Genomic DNA, 25,809 nt, shown 5'->3' on the forward strand with positions numbered 1-25,809 from the left:
GAGTGGTGAGGATGCGAACGGCGCTCCAGGCGCGTGCGCTGACATGGCCGGCCGCCGTGATCGTGGCGATGGGCCTGCTGTCGGGATGCGGCGGATCGGACGGCGCCACCTCGAAGGTGGCCTCGGTCAGCGGTGAGGGGAGCGGGTCGGGCGGTGCAGGCTCGGCCAAGAGCGATGCCGAGCAGTCGCAGGAGTTCGTTTCCTGTATGCGGGACAACGGTGTCGACATGGAGGACCCGGACCCCGAGACGGGGAGGCTGAACCTCCAGTCCGTCATGGGAGGCGGCGCCGACTCCGGGGCGCTGCGCACGGCGTTGGAGGCCTGCCGGGACAAGGCTCCGCAGGCCATGAAGGACCGCGGCGGCCAGGGCACCCCGGACGCGGCGCAGCTGGAGAACATGAAGAAGTTCGCGGCGTGCATGCGCGAGAACGGCGTGGACATGGACGACCCGGGCCCCGAGGGCTTCGACCGGGAGTCGATGAACATGAGCGACCCCAAGTTCCAGGACGCCATGGGTGAATGCCGCGAGTTCCTCAGCGGCATGATGGGAGGCCGGAAATGACCCTCCGCGAAAGCACCGAGAGCCTGGAGGCCGTGGACGGCGGTGCCGAAGCCGATCGCTCCGCCGGCCAGACCTCCGCCGCCCCGCGCCGCAGGAAGCGACCGCTGCGCGCCTCGCTGGTCGCCGTCGCGGTGGCTGTCGCCGCCGGAACCGGAGTGGCCGCCGCCACCGGAGCCCTGGGCGGAGACGGCGACACGACCACCTCAGCCGTGTCGTCGGGACCACCCAAGACGGCGAAGGTGGAGACCGCTTCACTGACACGTACCGAGACCGTCAGCGGAAACCTCGGCTACGGTGACGTCACCGGAGTCCAAGCCCCGCCTTCCGGTGCCTCGCAGGGTGGACAGAGCACGACCGGCAGCGGTTCGGGCGTGATCACCTGGCTGCCGAACGAAGGCGACACCATCGCACGCGGCGACACCGTGTACAGCCTCAACGAGGTCAAGGTGCCGCTCCTGTACGGGTCCACCCCTCTGTATCGGACAGTCCAGTCGGGCAGCGAGGGCAAGGACGTCAAGCTTGTGGAGGAGAACCTCTCCGCCCTGGGATACACCGGTTTCACGGTGGACGACGAGTACACCGACGCCACCGCCACCGCGGTGAAGGCATGGCAGGAGAACCTCGGCCGCGAAGAGACCGGAACCGTGGCCCCAGGAGACGCGGTCGTGGCCGTCGGCGAGCGACGGGTGGCCGATGTCAAGTCCGCCGCCGGCAGCGCGCCCACCGGGGACATCCTGACCTGGACCGGCACGGAGCGGATGGTGACCGTCGACCTCGAAGTGAAATTCGAGGACCTCGTCGACGAGGGCACCAAGGCCACCCTCAAGCTCCCGGACGGCACCAAGGTCGACGCCACGGTCAAGGGTATCGGCACGGCGGCGACCGCCGCCCCGGCCGCGGGCAGCACCGCCGGCTCCGCGGGGGCCGGCGCCAGTTCCGCCGACGCCACGCTCCCGATCGCGCTCGAGGTCAAGGACCAGAGCAAGCTGGGCCGTTACCAGGCCGCGCCCGTGGACGTCACCTTCGAGGCGGAGACCCGCAAGGATGTCCTGGCTGTTCCGATCAACGCCCTGGTGGCGCTCCGGGAGGGCGGCTACGCGCTGGAGACCGTCGGGCCCAAGGGCGTCGAGTACCTGCCGGTGGAGCTCGGCATGTTCGCGGGCGGACTCGTCGAGGTCTCCGGCCAGGGCGTCACGGCCGGCCTGGTCGTAGGGGTGCCCAAGTGAGCCCCGCCACCCCTGCGGTCATCGAGCTGAGGGGCGTCTGCAAGACGTACGGGGAGGTCGCCGCCCTCGCCGGAGCCGATCTGGTCGTCCAGCGCGGTGAACTGCTCGCTGTCGTCGGACCCTCTGGCTCCGGCAAGTCCACCATGCTCAACATCATCGGCACCCTCAGCCGGCCGACCGCCGGAACCGTCGCCATCGACGGCCACGACGTCTCGCAGCTCAGCGACCGCCAGCTGTCCGCGCTGCGCGCCGGCACGATCGGCTTCGTCTTCCAGCAGTTCCACCTGGCCCCCGGTGTCCCCGCACTGGACAGCGTCGCCGACGGGCTCCTGTACAGCGGAAAGCCCCGTGGCGAACGGCGTCAACTCGCCGAACGGACCCTGCGTCGAGTGGGTCTGGGCCACCGGCTGTACAACGAACCGCACCAGCTCTCGGGCGGTGAGAAGCAGCGCGTGGCCATCGCCCGCGCCGTCCTCGGCGACCCGCCCCTGCTGCTGGCCGACGAGCCGACCGGCGCACTCGACTCCCGCTCCGGGGCAGTCGTCATGGAGCTGCTCCACGAACTCCACGACTCCGGAACCACTGTCGTGATCATCACCCACGACCGCGACATCGCGGCCTCCCTCCCCCGAGAGGTCCGCATCAAGGACGGCCACATCGAACACGACTCCGCCGTACCGGGCCGAGCCTACGAGAGGGCCGGGACATGACCACCACAGCACCTCCCCGTCCTCGCCCGCAGGCCGCCCGCCTGAGCCCGGCGGACGTACTGCGCGTCGGCGGTTCGGGCCTGCGCTCCCGCCCCATGCGGGTGTTCCTCTCCGCACTCGGCATCGCGATCGGCATCGCGGCGATGATCGGCGTCGTAGGGATCTCCACCTCCTCCAGCGAGGAACTCAACCGCAAGCTGGACGCGCTGGGTACCAACCTCCTCACCGTCTCCCCCGGGCAGTCGTTCGGCGGCGGCGACGCGCACCTGTCTGCCGAAGCCGTTGAGATGGTCGGCCGGATAGGCTCCGTCGAGTCCGTGTCGGCCATCGGCAAGACGGACGCCAAGGTCTACCGCAACGACCGGATCCCCAAGCAGGAGACCGGCGGCATCGGGGTCTACGCGGCCCGCACCGACCTCCCCGACACCGTCGGCGGCAAGGTGGCCACGGGGCAGTGGCTCAACGACGCCAGCGGCAAGTACCCGGCCGTCGTCCTCGGACCCAAGGCTGCCGAACAACTGGCCGTCTCCCAGGCCGACCCCGACACCCAGGTGTGGCTGGGCGGAGAGTGGTTCACGGTCGTCGGTATCCTCGAACCCAACGAACTCGCGGCCGAACTGGACGCCGGCGCGTTCGTCGGCTGGGAAGCCGCCCAACGAAACCTCGACTTCGACGGGTACCCCACCACCGTGTACACCCGCGCGGACGGGGCGGCGGTGACCGACGTACAGGCCGTACTCGGTGCCACGGCCAACCCCGAAGACCCCAGCTCGGTCGAGGTCTCCCGGCCCTCCGACGCCTTGGCCGCCAAGGAAGCCACCGACGACACCCTGAGCGGACTGCTCCTGGGACTCGGTGCCGTCACCCTCCTCGTCGGCGGCGTCGGAGTGGCCAACACCATGGTCATCTCCGTACTGGAACGCCGCGCCGAAATCGGCCTCCGCCGGTCTCTGGGAGCCACCCGCGGTCAGATCCGCACCCAGTTCCTCTGCGAGTCCCTCTTGCTGTCAGCCCTCGGCGGTGCGGGCGGCGTACTCCTGGGCATCGCGGTCACCGGCGGCTACGCCACCTACCAGGGCTGGCCCACCGTGGTACCTGCCTGGGCCATGGCTGGCGGAGTCGGCGCCACCCTCGTCATCGGCGGCCTCGCCGGCTTCTACCCAGCCGTCCGGGCAGCCCGCCTGCCCCCGACCGAAGCACTCGCGGCCTCCTGAATACCGGTGCCCCCTGCCACACCTTCCGGGCAGGGGGCACCGGTGCCGCGGTGGGAGGGGGGTCAGCAGCCCCATTCCTGGTTCATGTCGAGGTCGCCCTTCTTGGCCTGGGTGAAGGAGAACCAGTTGCCCGAGTCGTCACGGAAGATCGCCTCCGTGCCATAGGGCCGCTCCTGGGGTTCCTGGAGGAACTGCACCCCCCGCGCCTTGAGGGCCTGGTAGTCGCGGAGCCTCCATCCGTACCCTCGCCGCCAGCGCCGGGCGTTCGTACGGCTTCGTCCACCGCATCCTCACCGAGGCCGGCGTCCCCCTGCGCGGTCGCGGCGGTGCCACACGCACCCCGAACGCCTGATCAACAGTCGCCTGGTTCCGGGTGGCAGACAGGGGCTGTCCGGGCGCCTTGAAGGAGTCACGATGCCGCCTATACCCGAGGGATTGACCCCCGCCCGCTGGCAGTGGATTCGCCTGGCCACCAGCTGCCAGCCGATCCCCTTCATCTACCACCCGCCCGCCCGCCTACCCCGCCGACCGGCGGCAGATCCGGCTCTATGAGAGGGACGGCCTGGATGCGGGCCAGTTCGTCTGGCAGGTCTGTGACGCCTGCCGCCACGGCATCATCAACAAGATCTCCATCGACGAGGAATGGCAGAGCCGCGGTATCGGCCGCCGTCTCATCACCCGTGCCCTGCACGGCACCTGCGGCTACACCTGGACCACCACCGGCCAGTGCGAGCAGGCCCGGCGCTTCTTCCCCGTGATGACGGCAGAGACCGGGGCCGCCTTCACCCCGCTGGCCACGACCTGTCCGCACATCCGCGAACACGACCGCATCCCGTACGGCCAGCGGCCGAAGCCGGTCCTCGCGCGCGGCATCTGACTCCGTACGGCTGGGAGCCGACGACGGCCTCTGACACCAGGCACGGAATTGCCGTCCCGTGGCACGGCGGAATGCCACCGGAACGGCTCGACCATCATGGCCTACGGCACCCGAACGTCCAGGGTCTTCTCGTCCTCCGGGTCCGCCTCGGTGCAGCCGCTCGACGTTGATGTTCAGGCCGGTCTCCTCGTGGACCTCGCGGCGGACCGTGGTATCGAGGGCCTCGCCGGGGTGCTGGCCGCGGCCGGGGAGGAAGTAGCAGTCCTGTCCGTCCCACTGGGCGCGCTGGAGCAGGACGCTGCCGTCGTGGAGGATGACGGCCTTGGCTGCGTTCCGGACGGTGGCGGTGACGGTTTCGGCCACGTGGGGCTCCCACTCGTGATCGGTGTTGCCGAGGGTCTGGTGGTCCAGTTCAGTCTTACCGAAGCCGAGGCGGCGCCCGGTGGCCTTAGCCCAGCGGCGTCGTTTCCCCGGTGGCGTGAGCGGACTGCATCTCCCTGGAAGACGACGCCGAGCAGATCCGTGAGTGGGCACCGCTGGCGATCACCGGGCTGCTGCAGAGCACGGCCTACGCCCGGGAGACGATGACCGCGACCGGCGAGAAGCGCACTTCCGAGGAGATCAAGGCGCTCGCCGAGGTACGCCAAGCCACGTGATCGGGGAACACGGGGACGCCGCGGTGATCTGCGCGTCCTCCACCACCGTCAACGGCAAGCCTGCCGCCGTCCCTCTCGCGGACGTACGGGCGGAATTTCGGGCCCGCCCCGGACGGATCAAGCCGAGATCGGCCGCACCCGCTGCGGACCCGCCGGGGCCGTCCTGTCCGCCCTGGGCCTGGTGTTCGGACACGACGACGGCACCACCGAACTGTCCACCCGCTACGACAGCGCATGGCTGGGAATTCCGTTGCGCTTCACTGCCGGCGAGCCCGTAACTTGCCTGCCTCTGCTCGACTTCACCGAGACCAGGGCTACCGGACGCGGCCCGGTCGAAGCTCCACTCCGCCTACGCGGACATCGCCCCCTCCGAGAGGACATCGTGAACGCGCTCGCCACACGCATTCAGGCCGCCGACGCGACCGTGACCGTCATCAGCAACACGCCCTCCATCACGCAGTGGGCCACCCGCTACTTCGGCGACTGGTGGAACGCGGCAGCCGTAGAACCCGCCACCGTGTGTGCGGGCCCGATCGTCCTCGCCGACGTCAACCCCGAGCGGTACGCAGACATCGGGCGGCAGGTCACCGAGACCCGCCACAAGGAGATCGTTTACGCGAAGGCTCCGATGCTCGTGGCCGAAGACCGGGATGGTTCGGTCCGGGCGTTCTCCCCGCGCGACCACCTCGCCTACATCTCCGAGCCCCACACCGGCAGCCTCACCATCGTCGGCACCGATGCAGAGACGGTGGCCGTCGCCTCCTCCCGCCTGGCCCGGGAAATGGTCCGCGGGCTCCTGCTGCGGGATGGCTGGACCCTGCTGCACGCCTCCGCCGTCGTCATCAACGGGAACGCGGCCCTCTCCTTCGGCTCCAAGGGCGACGGGAAGACCACCACGGCGCTCCTGCTGGCCCGCAAGTGCGGCGCCGGCCTCCTCGCGAACGACCGGATCTTCTTGCGCCCCGACGAGACCGGAGGAGTCCAGGTGCTGTCGTGGCCGTCGGCCGCCGCCCTGGGCCCGGGCCTGCTCGACGCACTCGGCATGTACGACGTCGTCCACGAACGCCTCATGAGCGGGGAGCATCTGCACCCCACGCAGGACGCCCGGGTCACCGCCTCGCTGCTGGAGGACCAACGAGAGCCTCTGTGGTCGCCGAACGGCAAGGAGATGAAGGTCCAGCTCTTCCCCGACCAGTTCCCCGACTGGTTCGGCATGGAACTCGCCCCCATCGGCCGGGCCTCCATGCTGTTCTTCCCCGCGATCCTCCCGGACACCATGCCCGAACTGGTGGAGGAGGACCGGGGCCTGGTCGAAGGCGACTTCATGAGCGGTGACACGGAGGACCGCTACCCCGACGTCTTGCGTCTCGTTCGGGTCGACGGAGGGGGCCGCGCCCAGGACCGCGAACGCGTCGCCGCCCTGCTCGCCGAGCTGCCCCACCAGAGCCTGTCCTCGGCCACGACCCCGAGGCCGCCGCCGAGTTCCTCGCCCAGGTCGCTTCCGTGGACTGACCCACTTACCAACCCGCGCCCGGCTGGTCTCGCAGGCGCCGTGACAGGGTGCACCACCCACGGAGTTCCTCTCCGGACCTGACCAGGCAGTCGGCACGGAGAGCAACGGCGCCGGGGACATGTCTGGGGACGTGCTCCCCGGCGCCATCGCCGAGAGATTCGCCGCCAGAGCATCCCCCGTCGCGGCCACCCCGACGACATCGCCGCCGCCGTCACGTTCCTCGCAACCCCCGCCGCGTCCTTCATCACCAGCCAGACGTTGCACGTTGACGGTGGCTGGCTCCTGCCCTGACATCCGCAGCCAAACGAAAGGTCGCCCGATGAAGCAGCGCGTCCGCGCGGTACTGATCACCCCGAAGAACACCATGCTCGCGATCAGGCGGATCCGCCCCGGCATCCCGGAGTACTGGGTCCTGCCCGGCGGCGGAGTCGAGGCCGACGACGAGAGCCTGGAGGCCGCCCTGCACCGCGAGGTGTGGGAGGAGATCGCCGGCCGCGCCGAGATCACCGGCCTCCTGCACACCGTGGAGTCCAACGACGAGCAGCAGTTCGTCTACCTCGCACGGATCACGGAATGGAATTTCGACGAGCGCAGCGGCCCCGAGTTCAGCCGAGACGACCGCGGTGAGTACCGGCTCGAGGAAGTACCGCTCACGGTCGAGGGTCTCGACTCGATCGACCTCAAGCCAGAGGAGATCACCGACGAGATCCGCAAGGCCCTCGACGACGGCCGCCTGGCTGCCGCCGTATCCAGCCAGAGCTGAGACCCGAACTCACCAGCACACGCCGCCGATCCCATGCCGGTGCCCAGGGTGTACGTCACGTCGGTGACCGCGGCCGACGCCATCAGACCGTCTGCCTGGCCGGGCTGTTCCATCCCGGCCGGGGTGGCTGCCCTGCGGCCAGGGTGTGGGCCAGGTGATCGGCGATCGTGAACGCGACCCTGGGGTCGGAGATGAACGCGGCCGGCTCGATGCTGCGGGTGACGATCAGGGGGACCACGGTCCATTCCAGGCCGTCGGGGGCCTGGCAGGCGCGGGACGCGGCGGCGGCGTGCGTGGTGATGGTGGCGGCCTTGGCGAGGAGCTTGTCGCGGTAGCGTTCGGTGAACTTCCGGATGTGCTGGACGAGGTTATGGGGAGCGACGGCGCCTTCGGGGTTCTTGGCCTCGATCACCCATAGGCGCTGGCTGGCCGGGTCGGCGATCAAGAGGTCGATCTCGCCGGTCAGTCCCGGGATGCCGAACTGTGCGGCGGTCTTCTCCAGGAGGCGGAAGTGGTGGGGCAGTCCGGCGTCGCAGGCGATGGTCTTCAGGTCGGCTTCCAGGCGCTCGTCGAGGTGCTGGCGGTGGCGGCGCAGTGCCTCGCCGACGGGGTTGGGCAGGTCGGGGTGCGGGAGGCGCCCCTCGTCGAGGTACGCGGCATACACCTCCTGGGCGGCGTGGACGAGCCACGGCAGGACCAGCAGTTGCCCGCCCTGGTCGATCAGGGGGTGGGTGGCGGGCCGGGTACGGCGCTCGACCTCGGTGTAGGCGTGCGGGCCCGCGGGAGCGGCGTTGCCCGGATGCAGGCGTAGTCGGTCGACGGCGGCCGCCAGGTCGGGCTCGGGCAGTCGGGACCAGGCGGCGGCCTCGCGCACCAGGTCCTCGGCGGTCACGGCAGCGATGCCGTCCGGTCCGGTCGGCCAGTCGGCGGCGGTGGCCAGCACGGAGCTGAGAGCGGCGAGGCCGAAGCCCCAGTGCTGGTGCTGGTGCAGGAGTCCGTCGGCCCGGGCGATCTGGCTGCCGGCGGGCAGAGCTGGCGCGGTGAACGCGACCGGCGTACGTACGCCTCCTGTCTCGAGCCCGGTGGCGGGGGCGAAGTGTTCAGGGTCGGCGCTGCTGACCTGGGCGATGAAGTTCTCATGGCGGGCGTGGTGGTAGGTGTCCGCGTCGAATCCCAGGTGCAGCAGTTCGCCGCCCGGGGCGTCGGCGGTTTCGTCGTCCGTGCTGGTGATGGTGAACACGCCGGTGGGGTGGATTTCCAGGTGGAGGTCGTGCAGGCGCCGGGCGGCGGCGACCGCGGTGGTTCCGCAGTGCAGGACGAGCTCGGCCAGGGCGACTAGCTCGGCGACGGCCAGGGTGTCGACGGGCCGGCATCCGACGGGCGGGCAGATGATCGCCTGCTGGAGCAGGAGCTGCAGGGCGGACGTGGCCGTGGCCGCTTCGATCTGGCGATCACCGGCTTCCGTCGCCCAGTTCGCTCCCCAAGGGGCGGTGAGGTTCACCGTCACCTCGTGGCGGCCCCGGGTACGGCTGCTCCAGGCCGCGTTCAGGTGCCGCGCCAGCTCCTCGACCAGGCCCGGCTGGTGATCGCGGATCTTCCGGTCGAGCTCGCCTTCGAGCGCGTGCAGCAGCCGTTCACCGGGGCCGCCGCTGCTGTAGGCGTCGGGGCCGTGCCAGGTGCCGGACGGCACGCCGGCGCGGCGTACGGCCGCGGCCGCGGTGCGCAGGGAGCGGGCGTGGAGGTGCGGGGAGCGCGGCAGGGTGTAGTGGGGGGCGGTGGCGGGCCAGTAGGTGGTGGCGCCGGTGAGACGAAGCACGGGGTGGGCGGCGTCCCAGGCTTCGGTGAAGGCGGCTTGGGCGCAGCCGGGTTCGGCGGCGCGGCCGTGGCGGATCTGGTCGGTCAGGTGGTGCAGGAGCAGGCCGAGGACGCGGTGGCCGGCGCTGCCGTCGCCGGTGAAGGACTCCAGCAGGGGTGGGTCGAGGTCGATTCCGATCCGGGCGCGGCCGGGGTCGGCCCCGGCATGTGCCAGCAGCCGCTCCTCCGGCTCCTGGTCCTCATCGTCCCGGTCGTGGTGTTCGGCCGGGGCCCGGTGGGGCTGGGTTCTCTCGGTGAGCACTACCACCACCGGGGCGCCCTCGGGCAGGGTGAAGTGCGCGGCTACGGGCGGGCATCCGGTGATGGTGCTGCGGATGCTGTCCGCGAGCCCGGTCATCGCGCCCAGGTCGAGAACCGCCCCCCGTTCAGCGGAGGGGCTGGCCACGACCACGAGCGGCGGAAGGGTACTGACCCGCACCACCAGCCCACCGCCAGCGCCGCCCCCGTCACCCGCCTCCGAGAGGTCGGCGTACGCGCCCGCCACGCCCGGCGCGGGCTCGGCGAGGTGGGCGAAGCGCCAGTGGATCGCGGTCGGCAGCCCGGCGGCGGCTAGGACGTCGTCCAGGCGAGCCCATGCGGCGGCCCGCCGCCACGTGAGGTCGAACCCGGCCGGCGGGACGACGGCCACCTCCTCGCGGTCCGGGCCCGGCAGTAGCATCGTGCCTTCCCCCAGCCAGGAGGCCCAGGCGTCGAGCGGTTCCCGGTAGAAGACGGCGTCGACGCCGGGGTGCTCGGTCAGCTCCAGCACGAACAGGGCCAGCAGAGCCGGGTCCCCCTCCGCGCCAGCGAGGATCTCGGCGAGCTCCTCGACATGGAGGTAGGCGGTGTCACGGATCAGCTCCGGCCCCAGCACCGCTGGCCCGGCATAGACCACGAGCCGTCCCCGGCCCGGGTCGCCGGCAGCGAGAGCGGCGCGCCCCTCCTCGACCCGCCCAGACAGGCTCTCGGAGAGCGCGCTGACGATCGCGATGTCGTACCGGTGGGTGGGGGAGGAGATCACGCACACCGGCCCCGGCCGCACCGGGGCCTCCCGCAGACCCAGCAGGTTCGCAATGCGTTCCACCGCAAGCTCCTGCAGCCGCTGCTCCACAGCCACACGGTCCGGTACCTCGGCGATCAGCTCCCGCAGCGCCGCGGCGAAAGTGTCCAGCGCTGCGGACACGGGCACCAGCCAACGGCGGCCGTGCGCGACGACGGCGAGCACCGGACCCAGCAGCGGCGCCGCCGGGTGGTAGCGAAGCGGCAGATCGGCCAGATCCGCGGTCAGCCAGTCCAGAGCACGAGCTGCCCGCTCCGGATCCCGGCACAACCCGACGAGCACAGCCGGATCCAGATCCGCCAACAGCCGTGCGGCCTCCGCTTCATCAGTGCTGATCCCGCACGTGAACTCCCCCGGCTCCTGGTCCTCGTACTCCTGCGGCCAGGCCGGCGCGAGAACGGTGACCACACGGTCGGTGTAACGCAGCGCGAGCTCCAGGACGTCGGTGAGGGTGAACCCGCGCACCGCAAGCAGCGCCTCGTCGACGGCCAGAGCCGTCATCTGCGCGCCGCGCAGGAACGGCAGCGGGTGGTCGAGCTGGCCGGGATGGACCAGCAACCGCTCCCCCGCTACCTCGGCCGTCACCAGCGTCCGCGGGTCGTTCGGCTCCGCTGCGGTCACCGTTCCCCGACCCGGAGCAGCCCGGACGGCGGCCTCGACCAGACCAGGCAGTTCACCGGCCCCTGCTTCCGCGCCCGTTCGGGGCCGTGTACGCAGGACCCGGGTCCACAAGAGCAGCAGATGATCATGGAATCGGGAACAGCCCGGAGAGGCGAGCGCGGCGTGGAGCAGCACCAGGAGGGACTCGGTCGAGTACCGGGCCAAGGCCCGGTCGATCAGCTTCCACTGCACCCTCCGGTGCTGCGCGGAGGTGGGCTGCTGTGCCGTTGCCATCGTGGGCCTGTCTCCCTTGCCGGATTCCTCCCCGAAGCCTGGCAGGAACTCCCCTTCCGGCGCTGGGTATTTGCCGTCGGGCACCACCAGTCTCTTCGCCCAGAGCGCATTCACCCCGGTGGCCAGCAGCCCGCCGGTGCCGTAGCTGTCCGGGCCGCCCGGTCCGATGAGGGCCGTTCTGAGGTCGTCGATCACCGGCGACGCGTTTGCCGCGGTGCGGGCGACCGTGAAGCGGGTGATCACGCGCACGCTTCCACGGCCGGACGGGTGAGGTGGTCACGCCAGACGGGTCTGGCCGGATCGGAGGTGTCCCAGCCGCGCCAGGCATCGTCCAGGAGTTCGCCGGTGACCGGGTCGACGGCGCCTTCGGGTACCAGTCTCAGCGGCGGGCGGGCCGGCCTGCGATTCTCGGCGCTGCGGCGGGCCCGGTGTTCCAGCCATCGCTGGTACCCGGCCCGCTGGTCGGCGTGCCGCTGGCGGCGGCGCTCGCCCAGCCCGTTCGTGCCGCGTTCCTCTGCCACCCGGACCAGCTGCTCCTCGTCCGGCTGCAGCCCTTCCCCGCCGAGACCGGCCAGGTGCCGGGGCAGGTAGAACAGCCCGTCAGCCTCCTCCACCAGGCCGTCGGCGATCAGCTTGTTCATACGTCGACGGACCGTGGTGCGATGCAGCCCCGAGGCCAGCGCCAGAGCGGGCACGTCGGCTCCGTCCAGCGGATCCAGACAGGCCAGCAGCCGTGCCCCCGAGGCACCGTGGCCGAAGTGGTGGAACGCGTCGTGAGCCATCACCTTGTCCAGCGAGCGGGTGCTGAGAGAGGGTGTGTGCATCGCCGGGACACCTCCTGCCCCCCTCTCCCCTGCAGCTGGCAAGTGTCCCGGGGCTGCACCACCTGCCTCGGCCACCACTGGTGGGACGCGTAGAACCCACTGCGAGCCGCAGTTCTTCCCCACCCCCGCGCTGATCAGCCGCATCCAGCCCGCGGCCCGCAGCCGGGTGTTGCTGGCCTCCACTGTCGACTTCGCGCATCCGATCAGCTCAGCCAGCTGCCGGACCGACACCTGGTGGTCCAGCCCGCCGGAACGCTCCGCCAGCCGCAACCGGGCCGTCAGGTTCTTCTCGTCGATCCCGCCGCTGCTCCCCCGCCACACGGCACGCTCCACCGCCTCGCGAACCCCGACGACCTCCACCACGCCGTCGACCCGACACGCGATCGTGCCCGACGAGCCCACGAATCGGCGGGCCTTGGCCAGCATCTCGCCCAGCTTGCCCTCGGCGTACCGCTCGCCCTTGCGTGACCGCAGAGTCCGCGCCCAGGCCCCGCCCGCTGTCGGGCGCAGCACCAAGACTTCCCACCACCGCGCGAACGTCCACTCCCGCCCAGGCTGGGAGACCGCGACCGCCAGGGCCATCGTCAGCCGGTAGCCGGCCTCGGATTCGGTACGGCCGCCGTACCGGCCGTGGACGTCACCATCGAGCAGCAACCGCCGAGCTCGCGACGATAGCTCGGGCAGCGACTCCACCCACGCCCGGAGCCCGGCCGACGGGGATGTCGGCGCCCCGATGTACACGTGCCGTACCACGCGGCTCCTCGATCGGCGGCCGTTCATGCCGCTCCCACCATCTGGTGCGAAGTCGTCCAGGACAGTGCGGCTTCCTCGGCGGCCGCGACAACGGTGGCGTCCTGGACGCTCTGGTCGAGCCCAGCGGAAACGGCGGTTTCGCGAGCCAGCGCAACTCGGTGTCGGACGTCCGCGCAAGCCCGGGCCGCTGCAGCAAGCTTCTCGGATCCCGGCAGCCCCGCTCCGGCCGCGTCCATCGCAGTGATCTCCGCCTCGCGTACCGCGAACCGCACCGCGCAGCGGCCACACCGACCACCAAGCGCTCGGCCGTCGGCCCAGGAACCGCAATCCGGGCACCGGCAGGACAGCGAGTCCATCGGATCCTGGGTGAGACTTGGGGCGGTCCTGACCGGGGGTTCGGCTGTCGGAACCGGCCGAGGTGCCGGGGCGGGCCGGCACGTCCAACACCGGCCGCTCTCGGCCAGTCGGCTCCTGCAGTCCGGACACTCCCCGGCCTCCAAGAGCCTCTGGCGCTCCCGCGCGGCACGCCGCTCCAGGCGGACGGCCAGACACTCCGCGCACTGCTCGCCCGAGTGCCAGCGAACGCCCTCCTCGCAGCGCGGATCGTGGCAGCCCCACCGCACCGCGGCGACCTTGAGCAACCAGCCCTCAACACTGCGCATCGAGTCCGGAGATGTCCTGGCGAACCGGGCCTCAAGCCGAGCCCGCAGCCGCTCCGGCTCCACACCCTCGGCCAGCTGACTGCCCAGCTGGCGGGCGAACTCACGCTGCACGTAGGTCCCGGCGCGCTCCACCAGCCAGACCACCGGCTCCATCACCCACGCCATCCGCGGGCTGAAAGTGAGCCCCGGACCCGTGTAGGCACCGGCGTCGTCGGCACCGGGTTCGGAAGAGGCGGGGATTGAATTCTCATCCGCGCGCAGCGCGAGACCAGAGCTCTTCGACCCAGGCGAGCCGTTCGGCTGCGGGTTTTCCACAGGGGCCTCGCACGCTACTACCTCAGCCTCGCCTATGGCGGATGAGTCCAATCCACCCTCGTCAACGAATCCGTCAATCTGCAGGTCTTCCTCAGTCGCGAGGGATCCGTCACCAGCCGGGGAACCCGAACCGTCACCAACACCTGAACAGCCAAGCGCCTGTTCAGCAGGTGCCTCATCGCCCCCGTCGTGCTCCACAGCACCCTCGACGAGGCCAGGACGCTCCAAGACTTCGTACACATGCCGGCCCTGAAAACCTGCCCTGCGGTGCACCTTGAGCCACCGCAGAGCCTCCAGGGAGTCCACCACGGCCGACGCCGCACCCGCCCCAATCCCCTGCCCCGCCCGCTGACCCGAGTGATGCACCAGTACCTCACCCAGCTGCGCCTCGGAAACATGCACACCCCGGGCAGCCGCGTACGCCAACGCCGCCCACGCCCGCAACTGCCGCGGCTCCAACAGCTCCGCTGCAACCACCGGCACCCACACAAAGGGTTCGTGACGACGCAACGGCCGAACGCGGCGCTCCGCCGTCGTTCCGAGCCCACCCGGCTTCGTACGCCGACGCGAGCGAAGCTCCACCACACCGCTAGAGGCATCCGGTCGCGACAGTGCCCGCAGACCCCGCTCCACCGCCGAAGTACTCATCCGCAAGTAGCCGGCCAACACGGATACCCCGGCCGTGCAACCCTCTGGGCGCCAGCCCAGGGCAGCCGCCTTCACATACACCGACAGCGCAACATCCGGATACGCACACGACGAAACCAACCGCCACGGCACCCGCACCCGACCTCGACGAGTCAGAGCTTCGTCGAGTGCACGAGGGGACAGCGCAGTGCCAAGACGCCGGGAGATTCGGGTGCGCGAGGTGTGAGAATCCGGATCACTCACGGATCCGTGCTGTTTAGAGGAGGGTGCCGTCTCGGCGATGGGCAGCACGAGGTCCACCCCAGGAGTCGTAGCGATGACTTGCTCCGGGAGCTAGGAAGGGAATTTGGCAATACCAAACCGGCCCGGGTGGCCCTGAGAAGCGCCGGCCGGGTAGTTGGTTCGGTCAGAAATGAGACGGGTTCCTGGCGAAACTCCGATCGCGTAGGGAGGTTGGAAGTGAACGTCAGGTAGCTCGCGGTGAGGGTCAGCCGCGAGCCGGACGGTTACGAAGTAGCAGGCTGGCGGCGCGTCACTCCGCGCCTCGGAGCGTGCTTAGGCGTCTTCGCAATTACGGACGGGAGCTCATCGATCCAACGGCCGATAGGGAGCCTGATTGCTACCTGGGCGTCGAGAGCGGATGGATCCGTACCCTCGGGAGTTGAGGCCTCTAGGAGGGCTCGCTCCGACCGTGAGTTTGCGATGTGTACGGCTGTTCCGAGGACGTAGAGAGTCGTTTCCGGGGTTGTCTTCTCATCAGTTACCGCGTCGCGTACGGCGTTGAGGGCTGCGAGTAGCCATGTATCCGGCTTCTGCTTAACCGAGCGTTGCTTCGGCCTATCGGGCCACGCAAACTGCGAGAGAACGCGGTAGACGCGCAGGACGACCACGTCGGCAGCGAAGCAAGGCTCGCTCAGCACTCCTATATCGATAGCGCGGTAGACCCAGTTCTTACTGACTCCCGCAGCTACCGCAACGGCGTTGGCGCTGAGAACAGCACTTGGCATTGGCAGGCTCTCCTGTGCTCCCAAAGGGAAGGTTCCGTCGGACTACAGCCTAGCGGATCCGGCAGAGGGAGTTCCCTGTCAGGGACATCAGGCAATGGCTTGGTGAGGTGGTCAGGTCGTGGGTGCGTGGGTATACGAACGAACCCGGGTATCGGCTTGGCGTAGAGCCCCCGTATCGGTGTTCCTATCGGTAGGGCTATGAGAATCGGCATCGGTATAACTCCTGGTCACAGCCGCTGAGGGGGAGCACTCAGACCGCAGCGCCAGGTTGGGATCTGTCGTCTGTAGCAGCCATGGCGAGGGCTGGCTTAAGGACTAGAAGGGCGTGCCTTGCGCCGCGCATATCCGTCGTTTGAGAGGGCGGGGCGTACTGCGCAGGCCCCAAGTACGCGGCGTCCATAGGAGATATGTGATGGCAGCTCGGCGTGTCGCCCAGGAGTGCCGCTGCGAGCGTGACTTGGGGCTGGCATTCGTGCGATGGAACAGAAACGGGGTGTAGACCGCTCAGTGCGGTCTACACCCCGTAGTGCTGTGTATGTAGAGAAGCGTGGAGCCGGATAGCTAGAAGAGAGGAGGCAGCTCCGGCTTTCTCAACGGCCCTTCAGCTTCGAGCTTCTGCAGGTGGACGATGACAAGGGCAGACACCACGTACAGACCCTTGCGCGAGTAGTCCGCCTCGTCAAGAAGGGCCTTGATCTCAGAAGCGTTTGCCTTTGCCTCGGGGCCCAGGCGAAACGTGGACTTCTTGCCACTGCCCAGGTAGCCCAGGCGCTGGTCGGATAGCCTCTTGTACAGGACGACGAGTTCTTGCGCGTCCATTGGCGCTTCTCGGTACACGACGTCCATGTAATGGCCAGCCGCGAGCTCGGGATTGCCGGAGGAGCGGCGGTCGCTGGCGATGCGACTGCGTAGGGCATCCCACACCTCCGGAATCATGTTGGCCCCGTGAGAGGACCAATCTCGCGAGTTCGTGCGAGAGTCCGCGAAGGTTGAGTGGATCGCTGCATGCGTCGGGCCGAGCTGGTTCGCCGCTCGAGAGGCCTTGCGAGGCTTCTGCGCAGGGGCCGGTGAAGTCAACTCGGGCTCAGGTGTTGCGTTCTGCTCCGGCATCGAAACGACGGACTCAGGCTTGGGTGGGTCGTCGGCTACACGATTTCGCGAAGGCTCTGCGGGGGCAAGGACTGTCCGCGCCACAGGCTGCGCCGCGGAGACAACGACGGCCTGCTGAGCGGGCACATCGCCTTCTCGAAGCGGCGTGGGCGTTTGATCCGTGGCGACCGGGCTTGGCGCGATGGGGGGAGGCGTCACCAGGCTGGCGGGTGAGAGGTCCGTCACCACGGCAATGGGTGACGCCAGGGCGGTTACATTGCCCATGAAGCTGGCATCGGCGACCTCTTCGGCCTGCTGGAGAAGCGTTGCAGCGAGATTGGCCTGAGGGGCCGGAGGACGTCGCCTCCGCACAGCACCGAAGGCGCCAGCGTCCTTCTGGTCCGCCTTCTTTTTGTCTCCTCCCCCGCTTTGCATGGCCTGGCCGTCAGACACTGACGCTCTCCCTCGCCACACCGTTCAGCTGGTCCTCAACCCGCTGCGCGACCTCCCACTCGCCCTCGGGAGCATCCATCCGGTCCAGCACCTCCTGGAGGAACTTGGCATAGCGCTTGCCCGGGGCGTGATTCGCATAGCCAAGCACCGAGGGAACCCCTATGGCGTAGCTACGCGAAATCCGTGTGTCCTCGCGGATGTCGGTAACGAACGGATGAAGGTTCGTGTCGATCATGAGATCCCGAACCTCCATCTCTTCCTGTGACCAGTCCGACGGCGGCTTGGCCATATTGAGGACGGCTCCCAGGAACTTGGGGTCAGCGTTGGTCCTGTCCTTGACGTGGCGAATCGTTGACCGCATGGCAACTGCACCTTCGACCGTGGCGTGCTTGGGAAGGCACAGAGTGAGGGCGTAGTCGCTGGCCGCGAGAGCGACACCGTTGAGGGCCTCAACGGCCGGCGGCGTGTCGAAGACTGCGTAGTCGAAGTCGTCTTCGATCTCCGCCAGGAGCTCGCGAAGCACCTGGACTTTCTCGTTCCCGGCCGCGTGCAGAATGTGCTGCGCGTTAGCCATGGTGTGCTGCTCCGAGGCCAGAAGGAACAGCTGTCCGGCGCCCTTGAACTTGTGCAGCAGCTCGCTGCGGTCGATGAGGATGTCTCGCACGCCCGCAGGCACGCCCTGAGCCGCCATCTGGAGCTTGAGCCCGAGAGAGAGGCCGATCTGGGCCTTGCTGAGGCGAACGCCGAGAGCCTGGCCGGCCTGGGCTTGAGGTTCGATGTCGAGGACAACAACGCGAGCGCCAGTAAGAGCGAGGCCAGCCGCAAGGTTCACCGTCGTGGTGGTCTTGCCCGGTCCGCCCTTCTGGCTTGCAACGGCGATCTTCTCCACAGGTCCAACTCTCCTCGGCAGCTCGGGCTTTGCGCGACGTTCCGATCCGTCCTTCTCGATCTGACCAGCCGTGCCGGCTTGGCCCTTCAACGAGGTTTCTGTCAGGGAAGTCATTTGGTGAGGAGACGATAACAGGAATCGGTCGCATCGGACGGCAACGGCGTGTCGCTTGCGAGAGACGCGTGAGGCGGAAGAGGGAGGGAGCGGAGCACGGTTCGGGCCGCCGGTTCGCCGGTGGGCTGTTGGCTCTGGTAGTCGGGTGTAGCTGCGGCCTTGACAGCGATGGGTGAGACCGCGGACGCATCTGTGCGCAGGAGGGACGGAGACCGGCTCGTCGGATCTCCTGGGTCACCTCACTACACGCCTCAGGCTCGTTCTTGTGTAGCTGCGTGAGGCCGGTCTTGCGCACCGAAGTGTGTTGTGTGTCCCTCTCGTCGGGACGTCGGTGCTGTGAAGGCGTACTTCCTTCGACTGCGGTCTGGTGCGGTAGGACCGTAACGCGGTCATGCGGACGTGGCTACGGAGATTCGTGAGCTGGGTGTCTCTCAGGGAGTGCATGCCGAGCGGTAGCTGTGGAGCTGGGTCGCACAGAAGTGTGGACCCTATTTCGTTCCACCGGAGATTCCGTGCTTGTGGCGTGCTGTGTGTCGAGCGTCGAGTGTGAGGTTCGCTCTAACGTCAGATGGTTGCGAAGTACGGAATCGCGTGCGAGCGGACGGAAGTAGCGTCTCAGTATCCAACTAATGGTGAGGCGGTCCGAGGGTCTTACGTCAGTACGCAACATTGATCGCTCAGTGAGACTGGCTTAGTTAGAGGCGTGAGGAGCCTCAGTGTTGCGTCAGTCGAGGTGTAAGACCGTTAGGTGTTACCGGCAATCCAACGAGGCGCAGACCGTGCGGTCATTCGCACTGGCGGTAGGAAGTAAGGGCGTTCGGTTGTGCGGTCGGACGTTAGGTCCTAGTAGATGACGTAGGGGTGGTTGCTGTAACGCAAGGTAGATCGGTAGGTCTGGATATCGATCGGGCTATCGGTAGTACTTGCTATCAAGACAAGTGTCGGGATATGCATCTGGACTCGTATGGTCACTTCGATAGAGATCTTCATAGGTAGCTTCATAAAGGTCTCTATCTGGCTTGGCTTCTGGATTTCCATCGGCATTGTTATCTGGACTGCTATCGGCATATCTATCGGTATAATCGCAGGTCAGAGTGGGTGCAGCTGAGTCACGCCGAGCGACTCGTGAGGCAATATGTCACGAAGGGTGCGGGGGTCTGAGGCCACGGCGGAGGGCAGCAGGACCCTGCCTGACGTGGCGAGGTGAGCCGGTCGAACTACCCGGCCCAGGCTGATCGGAGCAGCGCGGGTGCACAGCTGCCGTTGACATCTGCCAGACACCCCGTCCGTGATGGCACCGCCGCCCCGGCGGTCCTCATCACCAGGTGCCGGCGGGCCAGTTCCCAACGTCAGTCACAATGGTGGGCGTGGATGGAACGGATGAGAGCGAGGGCGCGCCCATAGACCTGGGCGCGGCGGTGAGCATGCTCGCGCAGTTCCTTCACCGTCAGCCGCTTACCGAGTCGATCGCCGCGCTGGAACGCCGTCTGGAAGGCGCCGACGCTGCACACGCAGCCCGGGCCGCCGCTGAAGCTGGGGTGGACGCAGACCTCCTTGCCTCGGCGCTCACCGTTCGCGAGAGCCTGGGCCGCATCAACGACCTCATCCACGCCTCCGGCATCCTCTTGGTGCTCCCGCACGTCCTGGAGGTGGATGAGAAGATCATCGTGCGGCCGTCCTTGGGCGCCGGCAACAACGCCAGCCGGCCCTACGACGTCGAGACCGACCAGCGCGTAGTGGAGTTCAAGCTGGCACGGTGGCGCGGCGCCGACGCGGCCCGGAAACGCCAGACCTTCAAGGAGCTGGCCATGCTCGCTGCCGACCGGTCCGGTCGCCGCGCCGACCTTTTCGTCATCGGCGCCGAACCTGGCCGTTTCCTCCGCTCAAGCACCTCCAAGGCCGCCTGGGCGCTGGACCGCTCCCCCGGAGCCCTCCGCACCTTCCAGGCCGCCTTCGGATCCCCGGATATCCAGGTGAGTGAGTTCACCGCCACCTACGCCAGTCACTTCCGCATCATCGACCTGGGCGACCACCTGCCGCCGGCAGTGACCCGCCTCCTGCCATGACCGAACACGTCACCATGTCCCAGGAGACGCTTGATCCACAAGCGAAGCATGAAGGCCGCAAAGTCTCCCGGCCCACCCCAACCTCGCTGCACCGCAGCGCCGTCGGCATCCCGTGCCTTTCCGCCCGGCGTGGAGTGCCGGCCGACCTGTCGCCTATCCGCCCGGAACCGGATCCGCCACGGCCGGGCGTCGTGCGCCGACTGCGGGTGCACACGGCCGAGCTGCCTTGAGGGGCCGCCTGCAAAGCGCGGCGCCAGCGGTAGCACGAGTGCACTGACGGCCGCCGCGGCCGGGCCGCGGACAGGGCCTGCGGTAGGGCGGCTGAGCAGCCGTCCCGTAGGTCCTGTGCTGTGCAACATCTCACAAGAAATAGCATCAATAGGTGACCGTTCAGGACTTACTGATCGCGTCGTTGGACTGAGCCTGGCCGGGGGAGGGGCTACCGGTATAGCCATTCCGATCGGGTCAGCCTGAGGGGATGAGCGGCTGCCGTTCCGTCAAATATGGGGCTCTCGGGATGCAGTTGCGCGTGTCCGGAGACGGGTGGCCCAGGCGAGGGAGTGATCGGTCGAAGGCAGCCGAAGAGCGGCCCGGCGGCGCGCCGACGGGCAGGTCGCGGGACTCTACCCAGCACCTATGACAACCGGAAGCTCCCTCACAGTCCGCTCATGACAGCTGTTTTGCGCCACCCGGCGACCGCTTGCTTCCATGACGCTCACTCACCGCCCTGATCTGCACTTATGTCGGTCCGGGTGGCCGTTGCAGTGAGAGGAAGGAGCAGCGTGTCGCATCCGTTTCGCGTTGACCGTGACCCCTGTGTCCCGGTCCGTGTCCGTGCCGGTCTCACTGAGGACGAGGTTGAGGAACTGGCTGGTCTGGTCCCCGGGGCCGTGGACGGCGGCACGGTCATCCTCGGCCTGCGGTCTGTGTTCGCGGCCGCGCATCTTCTGGCCGACCTCAACGTGCCCGAACCGCCAGTGGAAGCGATGTGGCGCCGGGTCCTGGCCGCGGTCGCCCTGCGTGTCGGCGGCCTCGAGACCCCGGACGGCGAGGCCTGGCTCGACGCCCGCGAGGACCTCCTGGAGCGCGGCCGGTTCGACGCCGACCGGGTCGCTGGCTACTTCGACCCGGCGTCGGAGCGGTGGCGCCTGTTCGGAGGGCCGCGTCCGTTCCTCCAGGACCCCCGCCTTGCCGACGAGGGCGGTGACCTCGCTCCTCCCGGCCGGCTGGTGATGACCCGGGCTTCCGGTGCGAACGCACTGTGGGCGGACTCCACCCCGCAGGACGTCCCTGTCGACGCGGGGGAGGCGGTCGCCTGGCTGCTGACCTGGCGCGGCTACGGGCCCTCCGGCACCGCGGGAACGCGCCGTCACGGCGGCCGCAGCAGCCACATCGCCAAGGCCGGCCCCTATCGCGCCCTCATCTCCTACTTCCCCCACCACCCCGACAGCCTGTTCACCACCCTCGTGCTGTCCGTGCCCGCACCCAGCGCCTGGCCCACGAACCCGGGCCCCGACCAGGCCCCTTGGGAGAGCGAGCAGCTGCACGACCCACTCGCGGTACTCCCTCCCGCCGGACCCGCCTCCCTCCTCGCCAGCCGTGCCGCCCACGCCGTCCTGCTGACCGGCGACGACGATGGCCGGACCGTCGGATGCCGGATCACCTGGGGCACCACCACCGACCTGCCGCCCGCCACAGACCCGTACGTCATCGAACGCGACACCGGCGGACCCGTACGTGCCTCCCGCAGCCGCGCCGTCTGGCGCGACCTGGACGCCCTCCTGCTCCACCAGCGGCCCGGCGACAAGAACACCCTGCGCCGCCCCACCGTCTTCGACCACCTCGCCGAGCTCGACCCCGACCTCCTAGGCGTCCTAGGCGTCCGCGCTCTGGGCTGGGACCAGGAGCGCCGCGACCTCGACCGCGCTTGGTACAGCGCCACCACCCCGCCCGTGCTGCGCCACCTCGCCGAAGCCGACCCCGACGGCGCGGCCGCGATCGCCGCCGCCCACCGCAGCGCCGAGACCTGGGCCGGCCAGCTGCGCCGCGCTCTCGCTGCGGCCTGGCGCGGCGCCAACCCCCTGCGCCACAAGGACGACCAGCCCGGCTTCGTTGACCAAGGCTCCGCCCAGTACTGGGAGCGCGCCGAACCCGAGTTCTGGACCGCGATCACCACCCCCGACACGCCTCCGGCCTTCCAGCCCCTGGCCATCACCTGCTTCGACACCGGCACCGCCGCCCTCAAATCCACGGCCCGCGGCCGGCGAGCCACCGCACAGGCCCGCGCCAAGCTGTTCCGCGCACCCGGCAAGGGCGTCTCCCGCCCGGCCGCCTGACCCCTTCACGTCCATCTGGAAGATCGGCGAACCGATGACCTCCACCACCTCCGACCAGCCCGCCGTGGACGGCCCTTCCCGGAAGAACGAGCCCCCCTTGTGGCTCGTGCGGGAAACCGCCTACATGAGGTACGTCGCCGACGTCTGCTCCACCCCGCAAGGCCGACGTGACCTCCGAGACGGCCTCAACATCCGTCGCCTGGACGAGTCGTGGCGCATGATGCGCCACCTTCGCCCCCGCATCCCCAACTGGGGCCCCGACACAACCCTCGCCCACCTCGCCGTCGCCGGCCTCTACGCCCACCAGGCCGCCAACCCCACCACCAGCCGTGACACCGCCGTCCTGTACGACCCCGAGCACGGCAACCTCGGCTGGTCCCTCGAACGCGCCGTCCACCATGGGGTCCTGCGCGAGGACGGCACCGCCGACCTCCTGGAGCGCACCGCCCGCCAGCGCCGCCTCCAGCCCGCGCTCGCGCTGCTCTCCCGGCCCGTGACCCGCATGACCGCATCCGGCATCCCCGTCTCCTGGCCCCGGCTGCTGCACGACCTGAACGGCTGGCCCAAGTACCGCACCCAGATTGCCGACGCCTGGATGCAGAGCCACTACAACCCCCACCCCACCCCCGACACGAACGCCGCCGAGGAGCTTTCCGCATGAGTCTCGTCATCGACATCCACGTCCTGCACGCCTACCCGCTGTCCAACCTCAACCGAGACGAGTTCGGCTCCCCGAAAATCGCCGTCCTCGGCGGGGTCGAACGCACCCGGATCTCCTCCGCCTGCCAAAAGCGCGGATGCCGCATCAACACCGAATCCGTCCTCGGCGACCGGGCCCTGCGCACCCGCCGCATCCCGGAGAAGGTCGCCGCCGAGCTGCGTGCCCGCGGTTGGGACGAGAAGGAAGCCCTCGACGCCGGGCAGGCCATCGCGCTGTCCGCCCCGTTCTCTGGCCTGAAGCTCGCCGACGCCGGCACCACCAACGTCATGCTCTTCGTCCCCGAGTCGGTGATCGCCGACCTCGCCGACCTTGCCGCCGCCCACCGCGAACTGCTCGCCCCGGCCGCCGAGCTGGCCCGCGCGCAGGCCGACGCCGCCGACAAGACCAAGCCCAAGGGCAAGGCGAAGGCGCCGGATCTGGACAAGGACACCAAGGCCAAGATCGCCGAGCTCAGGGACACCATCCGCGCCGTCCTGTGCCGGCGCAACGGCTCCATCGCCGCCTTCGGCCGGATGCTCGCCAACACCCCCGAAGCCACCGTCGACGGCTCCATCGCCGTCGCCCATGCGACGACCACACATGCCGGCGAAAAACAGCCGGACTTCTTCACTGCGGTCGACGACATCCCCGGATCCGACAATGGCTCCGCCCACATGGGCCAGCACGCCCACGCCTCCGGCACCTTCTACCGCTACGCCACCATCAACGTCGACGAGCTCGTCCGCAACCTCGACAACGACCAGGCCATGGCCCGCGAAATCATCCACGCCTTCCTCACCGAGTTCGCCTGCCACGTCCCGACCGCCAAGAAGAACAGCACCGCACCCTTCACCCCGCCCGCCCTGGTCCACATGGTCGTCCGCGCCGACCAGCCCATGAACCTCTCCGGCGCCTTCGAAGCCCCCGTCACCGCCGACGACACCTCGGGCTGGACCGCCCCCAGCATCACCGCCCTCGACCGTCACGCCGCCGCCGTCAACTCCTTCCTCGGCGACGAGCACCTCCGGGCCGCCGCCCACTCCGGCACCGCCGACCTCACCCAGGTCACCGCCCTCGGCACCCACATCCCCCGCCTCAACACGCTGGTGTCCACCATCACCGACACCGCGCTCGCACCGGCAGGCCAGCAGTGACCCCCGGACTTCTCCTGCACCTGTCCGGGATGCAGTTCTGGGGCGGCCCGAAGGGCGGCACCACCCGCACCAGCCACCCCCACCCCACCCGCAGCGGCATCACCGGCCTCCTCGCCGCCGCACAAGGCCGACCCCGCGGTAGCGACCTCACCGACCTCGACGAGCTCACCCACACCATCCGCATCGACCGGCCCGGCCAACGCCTCCTCGACTTCCACACCGTCGGCGGCGGCCAGCCCAAGCACCAGACCGTCCCCACCGCCAGTGGCGGACACCGCGGCAACGCCCTCGTCTTCCGCGACTGGTACCTCCACGACGCCGCGTTCACCGTCGCCGTCACTGGCCCGGCCCCCCTCATCGACGACCTCGCCGCCGCGCTGCGCGACCCCGTCTACCCGCCCCACCTCGGCCGCCGCGCCTGCCGCCCCGACACCCCCGTCCTCATCACCACCACCGGCCATCCCGACACCGCACTCGAACACCTCCCTCTCCACCGCAACGCCCCCCGCACCACGGAGAGCGTGCCGGTGACCTTCCTCCAGGAACACCCGCCCGCCCCCAACACCCCCCACACCCGCACCATCGACGACGCGCCCCGCCCCGGCCGCACCTGGACAACCCGCCGCATCTGGGAAACCACACGTCACCTCCCCGCCACCCGCTGCGCCGGCCTCGGCACCGCTTACCTCAACGCCCTCACCACGCACCGAACCCACTAACAGCCACCACCCGCCCACGCGGGAATCCCACCGGAGCACCCCCATGCCCCCCACCGCCCACCTCACCCGCCTCAAACTGAACGCCATGTCCGCCGAGGTCGCCCGCGACCTCCGCAACGTCCACTCCCTGCACCGCACCGTCCTCACCCTCGCCCCGGACCACCTCGGCGACAGCCCGCGCCAAGCAGCCGGCATCCTCTTCCGCCTCGAACACAACCCCCGCGGCCAGACCCTCCTCATCCAATCCCGCCACCCCCTCAACCTCGACCAGCTGCCCATCGGCTACGCCACCGCCACCGACGAACGCGACCTCACCCCCCTCCTCGCCTGGTGCCAACCCGGAATGCCCGTCCGCTACCGCATCCACGCCCAGCCCATGCGCAGCACCCGCCCCGAGAACCCGGAACGAGACGAGAAAGGAAGTCTCAAGCGCGGCCGCCGCATCCCCCTGCACGGCGACGAAGCCACCCACTGGTGGCACGACCGCGCCGCCGCCGCTGGCCTGACCCCCGACACCGACACGACCAGCACAGACTCCCAGCCCGACATCGCCGGCTGGAAAGACAACCTCGACCGCAACGGCCAACGCATGCGCATCTGCGGCCGGGTTACCCGCTTCGAGGGAACCGCCACCATCACCGACACCCCCGCCCTCCACACCGCCCTCACCACCGGCGTCGGCCGAGGCCGCACCTTCGGCACCGGCCTCCTCTCAATAGCCCCCCTCACCCGGATGTAGACCCACCTCAA

At 69.3% G+C, this 25,809-nt stretch carries 19 protein-coding genes and 3 pseudogenes; 15 read left to right on the forward strand and 7 right to left on the reverse strand.

Annotated elements, in window-relative coordinates; all coding sequences use genetic code 11:
* Positions 1-11 precede the first annotated feature (11 nt).
* From ACTVZO_RS41005 to ACTVZO_RS41020, 4 genes are read left to right on the forward strand one after another with little or no spacing between them, the layout of a single operon-like run.
* Complete coding sequence (locus ACTVZO_RS41005) at positions 12-563, forward strand: hypothetical protein (RefSeq protein WP_443303676.1); 552 nt, start codon at positions 12-14, stop codon at positions 561-563.
* Positions 560-1,789, forward strand: a complete 1,230-nt coding sequence (locus ACTVZO_RS41010; protein ID WP_443303677.1) for a peptidoglycan-binding protein — start codon at positions 560-562, stop codon at positions 1,787-1,789. The genes ACTVZO_RS41005 and ACTVZO_RS41010 overlap by 4 nt, the downstream gene beginning before the upstream one ends.
* Positions 1,786-2,499 (forward strand): ABC transporter ATP-binding protein, encoded by a 714-nt coding sequence (locus tag ACTVZO_RS41015; RefSeq protein WP_443303678.1) that lies wholly within the window; start codon positions 1,786-1,788, stop codon positions 2,497-2,499. The genes ACTVZO_RS41010 and ACTVZO_RS41015 overlap by 4 nt, the downstream gene beginning before the upstream one ends.
* Entirely contained in the window at positions 2,496-3,713 is a 1,218-nt protein-coding gene (locus ACTVZO_RS41020) for an ABC transporter permease (protein ID WP_443303679.1), read from the forward strand. Before ACTVZO_RS41015 ends, ACTVZO_RS41020 begins: the two co-directional genes overlap by 4 nt.
* Before the next feature lie 62 nt (positions 3,714-3,775).
* Here ACTVZO_RS41020 and ACTVZO_RS41025 read toward each other — a convergent pair.
* A pseudogene (locus ACTVZO_RS41025) lies at positions 3,776-3,937 on the reverse strand (VOC family protein); the annotation flags it as partial.
* 2 nt (positions 3,938-3,939) lie between these two features.
* Here ACTVZO_RS41025 and ACTVZO_RS41030 point away from each other — a divergent pair.
* Positions 3,940-4,065: pseudogene (locus tag ACTVZO_RS41030) on the forward strand (helix-turn-helix domain-containing protein); the annotation flags it as partial.
* 684 nt (positions 4,066-4,749) lie between these two features.
* On the opposite strand, the pseudogene ACTVZO_RS41035 reads toward ACTVZO_RS41030, so the two are convergent.
* Positions 4,750-5,124, reverse strand: a pseudogene (locus ACTVZO_RS41035) (NUDIX domain-containing protein); the annotation flags it as partial.
* A gap of 8 nt (positions 5,125-5,132) precedes the next feature.
* Between ACTVZO_RS41035 and ACTVZO_RS41040 the strand changes: the two are divergent.
* From ACTVZO_RS41040 to ACTVZO_RS41055, 4 genes are all read left to right on the forward strand, one after another.
* Positions 5,133-5,246 carry a hypothetical protein gene (locus ACTVZO_RS41040; protein ID WP_443303760.1) on the forward strand — a complete coding sequence of 38 codons (114 nt, stop codon included), beginning with the start codon at positions 5,133-5,135 and terminating at the stop codon, positions 5,244-5,246.
* A 382-nt stretch (positions 5,247-5,628) separates the two neighbouring features.
* Positions 5,629-6,840: a hypothetical protein gene (locus tag ACTVZO_RS41045; RefSeq protein WP_443303680.1), complete on the forward strand. Its 1,212-nt coding sequence runs from the start codon at positions 5,629-5,631 to the stop codon at positions 6,838-6,840.
* A gap of 117 nt (positions 6,841-6,957) precedes the next feature.
* Entirely contained in the window at positions 6,958-7,050 is a 93-nt protein-coding gene (locus ACTVZO_RS41050; protein WP_443303761.1) for an SDR family oxidoreductase, read from the forward strand.
* Positions 7,051-7,078: 28 nt separating this feature from the next.
* Positions 7,079-7,522, forward strand: a complete 444-nt coding sequence (locus ACTVZO_RS41055; protein ID WP_443303681.1) for an NUDIX hydrolase — start codon at positions 7,079-7,081, stop codon at positions 7,520-7,522.
* Positions 7,523-7,604: 82 nt separating this feature from the next.
* Here ACTVZO_RS41055 and ACTVZO_RS41060 read toward each other — a convergent pair whose 3' ends face one another.
* From ACTVZO_RS41060 to ACTVZO_RS41080, 5 genes are all read right to left on the reverse strand, one after another.
* Positions 7,605-11,573, reverse strand: a complete 3,969-nt coding sequence (locus ACTVZO_RS41060) for a hypothetical protein (protein WP_443303682.1) — start codon at positions 11,571-11,573, stop codon at positions 7,605-7,607.
* Positions 11,570-12,808, reverse strand: coding sequence for a helix-turn-helix domain-containing protein (locus tag ACTVZO_RS41065; RefSeq protein ID WP_443303683.1), 1,239 nt, complete (start codon positions 12,806-12,808; stop codon positions 11,570-11,572). Before ACTVZO_RS41065 ends, ACTVZO_RS41060 begins: the two co-directional genes overlap by 4 nt.
* A 122-nt stretch (positions 12,809-12,930) precedes the next feature.
* Positions 12,931-14,193, reverse strand: coding sequence for a hypothetical protein (locus ACTVZO_RS41070; protein WP_443303684.1), 1,263 nt, complete (start codon positions 14,191-14,193; stop codon positions 12,931-12,933).
* A 1,907-nt stretch (positions 14,194-16,100) separates the two neighbouring features.
* Positions 16,101-17,081: a hypothetical protein gene (locus tag ACTVZO_RS41075; protein ID WP_443303685.1), complete on the reverse strand. Its 981-nt coding sequence runs from the start codon at positions 17,079-17,081 to the stop codon at positions 16,101-16,103.
* Entirely contained in the window at positions 17,074-17,970 is an 897-nt protein-coding gene (locus ACTVZO_RS41080) for a ParA family protein (RefSeq protein WP_443303686.1), read from the reverse strand. The genes ACTVZO_RS41075 and ACTVZO_RS41080 overlap by 8 nt, the downstream gene beginning before the upstream one ends.
* Positions 17,971-19,451: 1,481 nt before the next feature.
* Between ACTVZO_RS41080 and ACTVZO_RS41085 the strand changes: the two genes are divergently transcribed.
* The 6 genes from ACTVZO_RS41085 (at position 19,452) to cas6e (ending at position 25,798) form a co-directional block, all read left to right on the forward strand.
* The gene (locus tag ACTVZO_RS41085; RefSeq protein WP_443303687.1) at positions 19,452-20,150 is read left to right on the forward strand and encodes a PE-PGRS family protein; all 699 of its coding nucleotides are present in this window, start codon (positions 19,452-19,454) and stop codon (positions 20,148-20,150) included.
* Positions 20,151-21,040: 890 nt separating this feature from the next.
* The gene (gene casA, locus ACTVZO_RS41090) at positions 21,041-22,486 is read left to right on the forward strand and encodes a type I-E CRISPR-associated protein Cse1/CasA (protein ID WP_443303688.1); all 1,446 of its coding nucleotides are present in this window, start codon (positions 21,041-21,043) and stop codon (positions 22,484-22,486) included.
* A gap of 34 nt (positions 22,487-22,520) precedes the next feature.
* A complete protein-coding gene (gene casB, locus ACTVZO_RS41095; RefSeq protein ID WP_443303689.1) occupies positions 22,521-23,147 on the forward strand; it encodes a type I-E CRISPR-associated protein Cse2/CasB in 627 nt (208 codons plus the stop codon).
* Positions 23,144-24,340, forward strand: coding sequence for a type I-E CRISPR-associated protein Cas7/Cse4/CasC (gene cas7e / locus ACTVZO_RS41100; protein WP_443303690.1), 1,197 nt, complete (start codon positions 23,144-23,146; stop codon positions 24,338-24,340). The genes casB and cas7e overlap by 4 nt, the downstream gene beginning before the upstream one ends.
* Entirely contained in the window at positions 24,337-25,059 is a 723-nt protein-coding gene (gene cas5e / locus ACTVZO_RS41105) for a type I-E CRISPR-associated protein Cas5/CasD (protein ID WP_443303691.1), read from the forward strand. The genes cas7e and cas5e overlap by 4 nt, the downstream gene beginning before the upstream one ends.
* A 43-nt stretch (positions 25,060-25,102) precedes the next feature.
* Positions 25,103-25,798 carry a type I-E CRISPR-associated protein Cas6/Cse3/CasE gene (gene cas6e / locus ACTVZO_RS41110; protein WP_443303692.1) on the forward strand — a complete coding sequence of 232 codons (696 nt, stop codon included), beginning with the start codon at positions 25,103-25,105 and terminating at the stop codon, positions 25,796-25,798.
* Positions 25,799-25,809 lie beyond the last annotated feature (11 nt).

This window comes from Streptomyces sp. IBSNAI002, assembly GCF_052244475.1.
Taxonomy (GTDB): Bacteria; Actinomycetota; Actinomycetes; order Streptomycetales; family Streptomycetaceae; genus Streptomyces.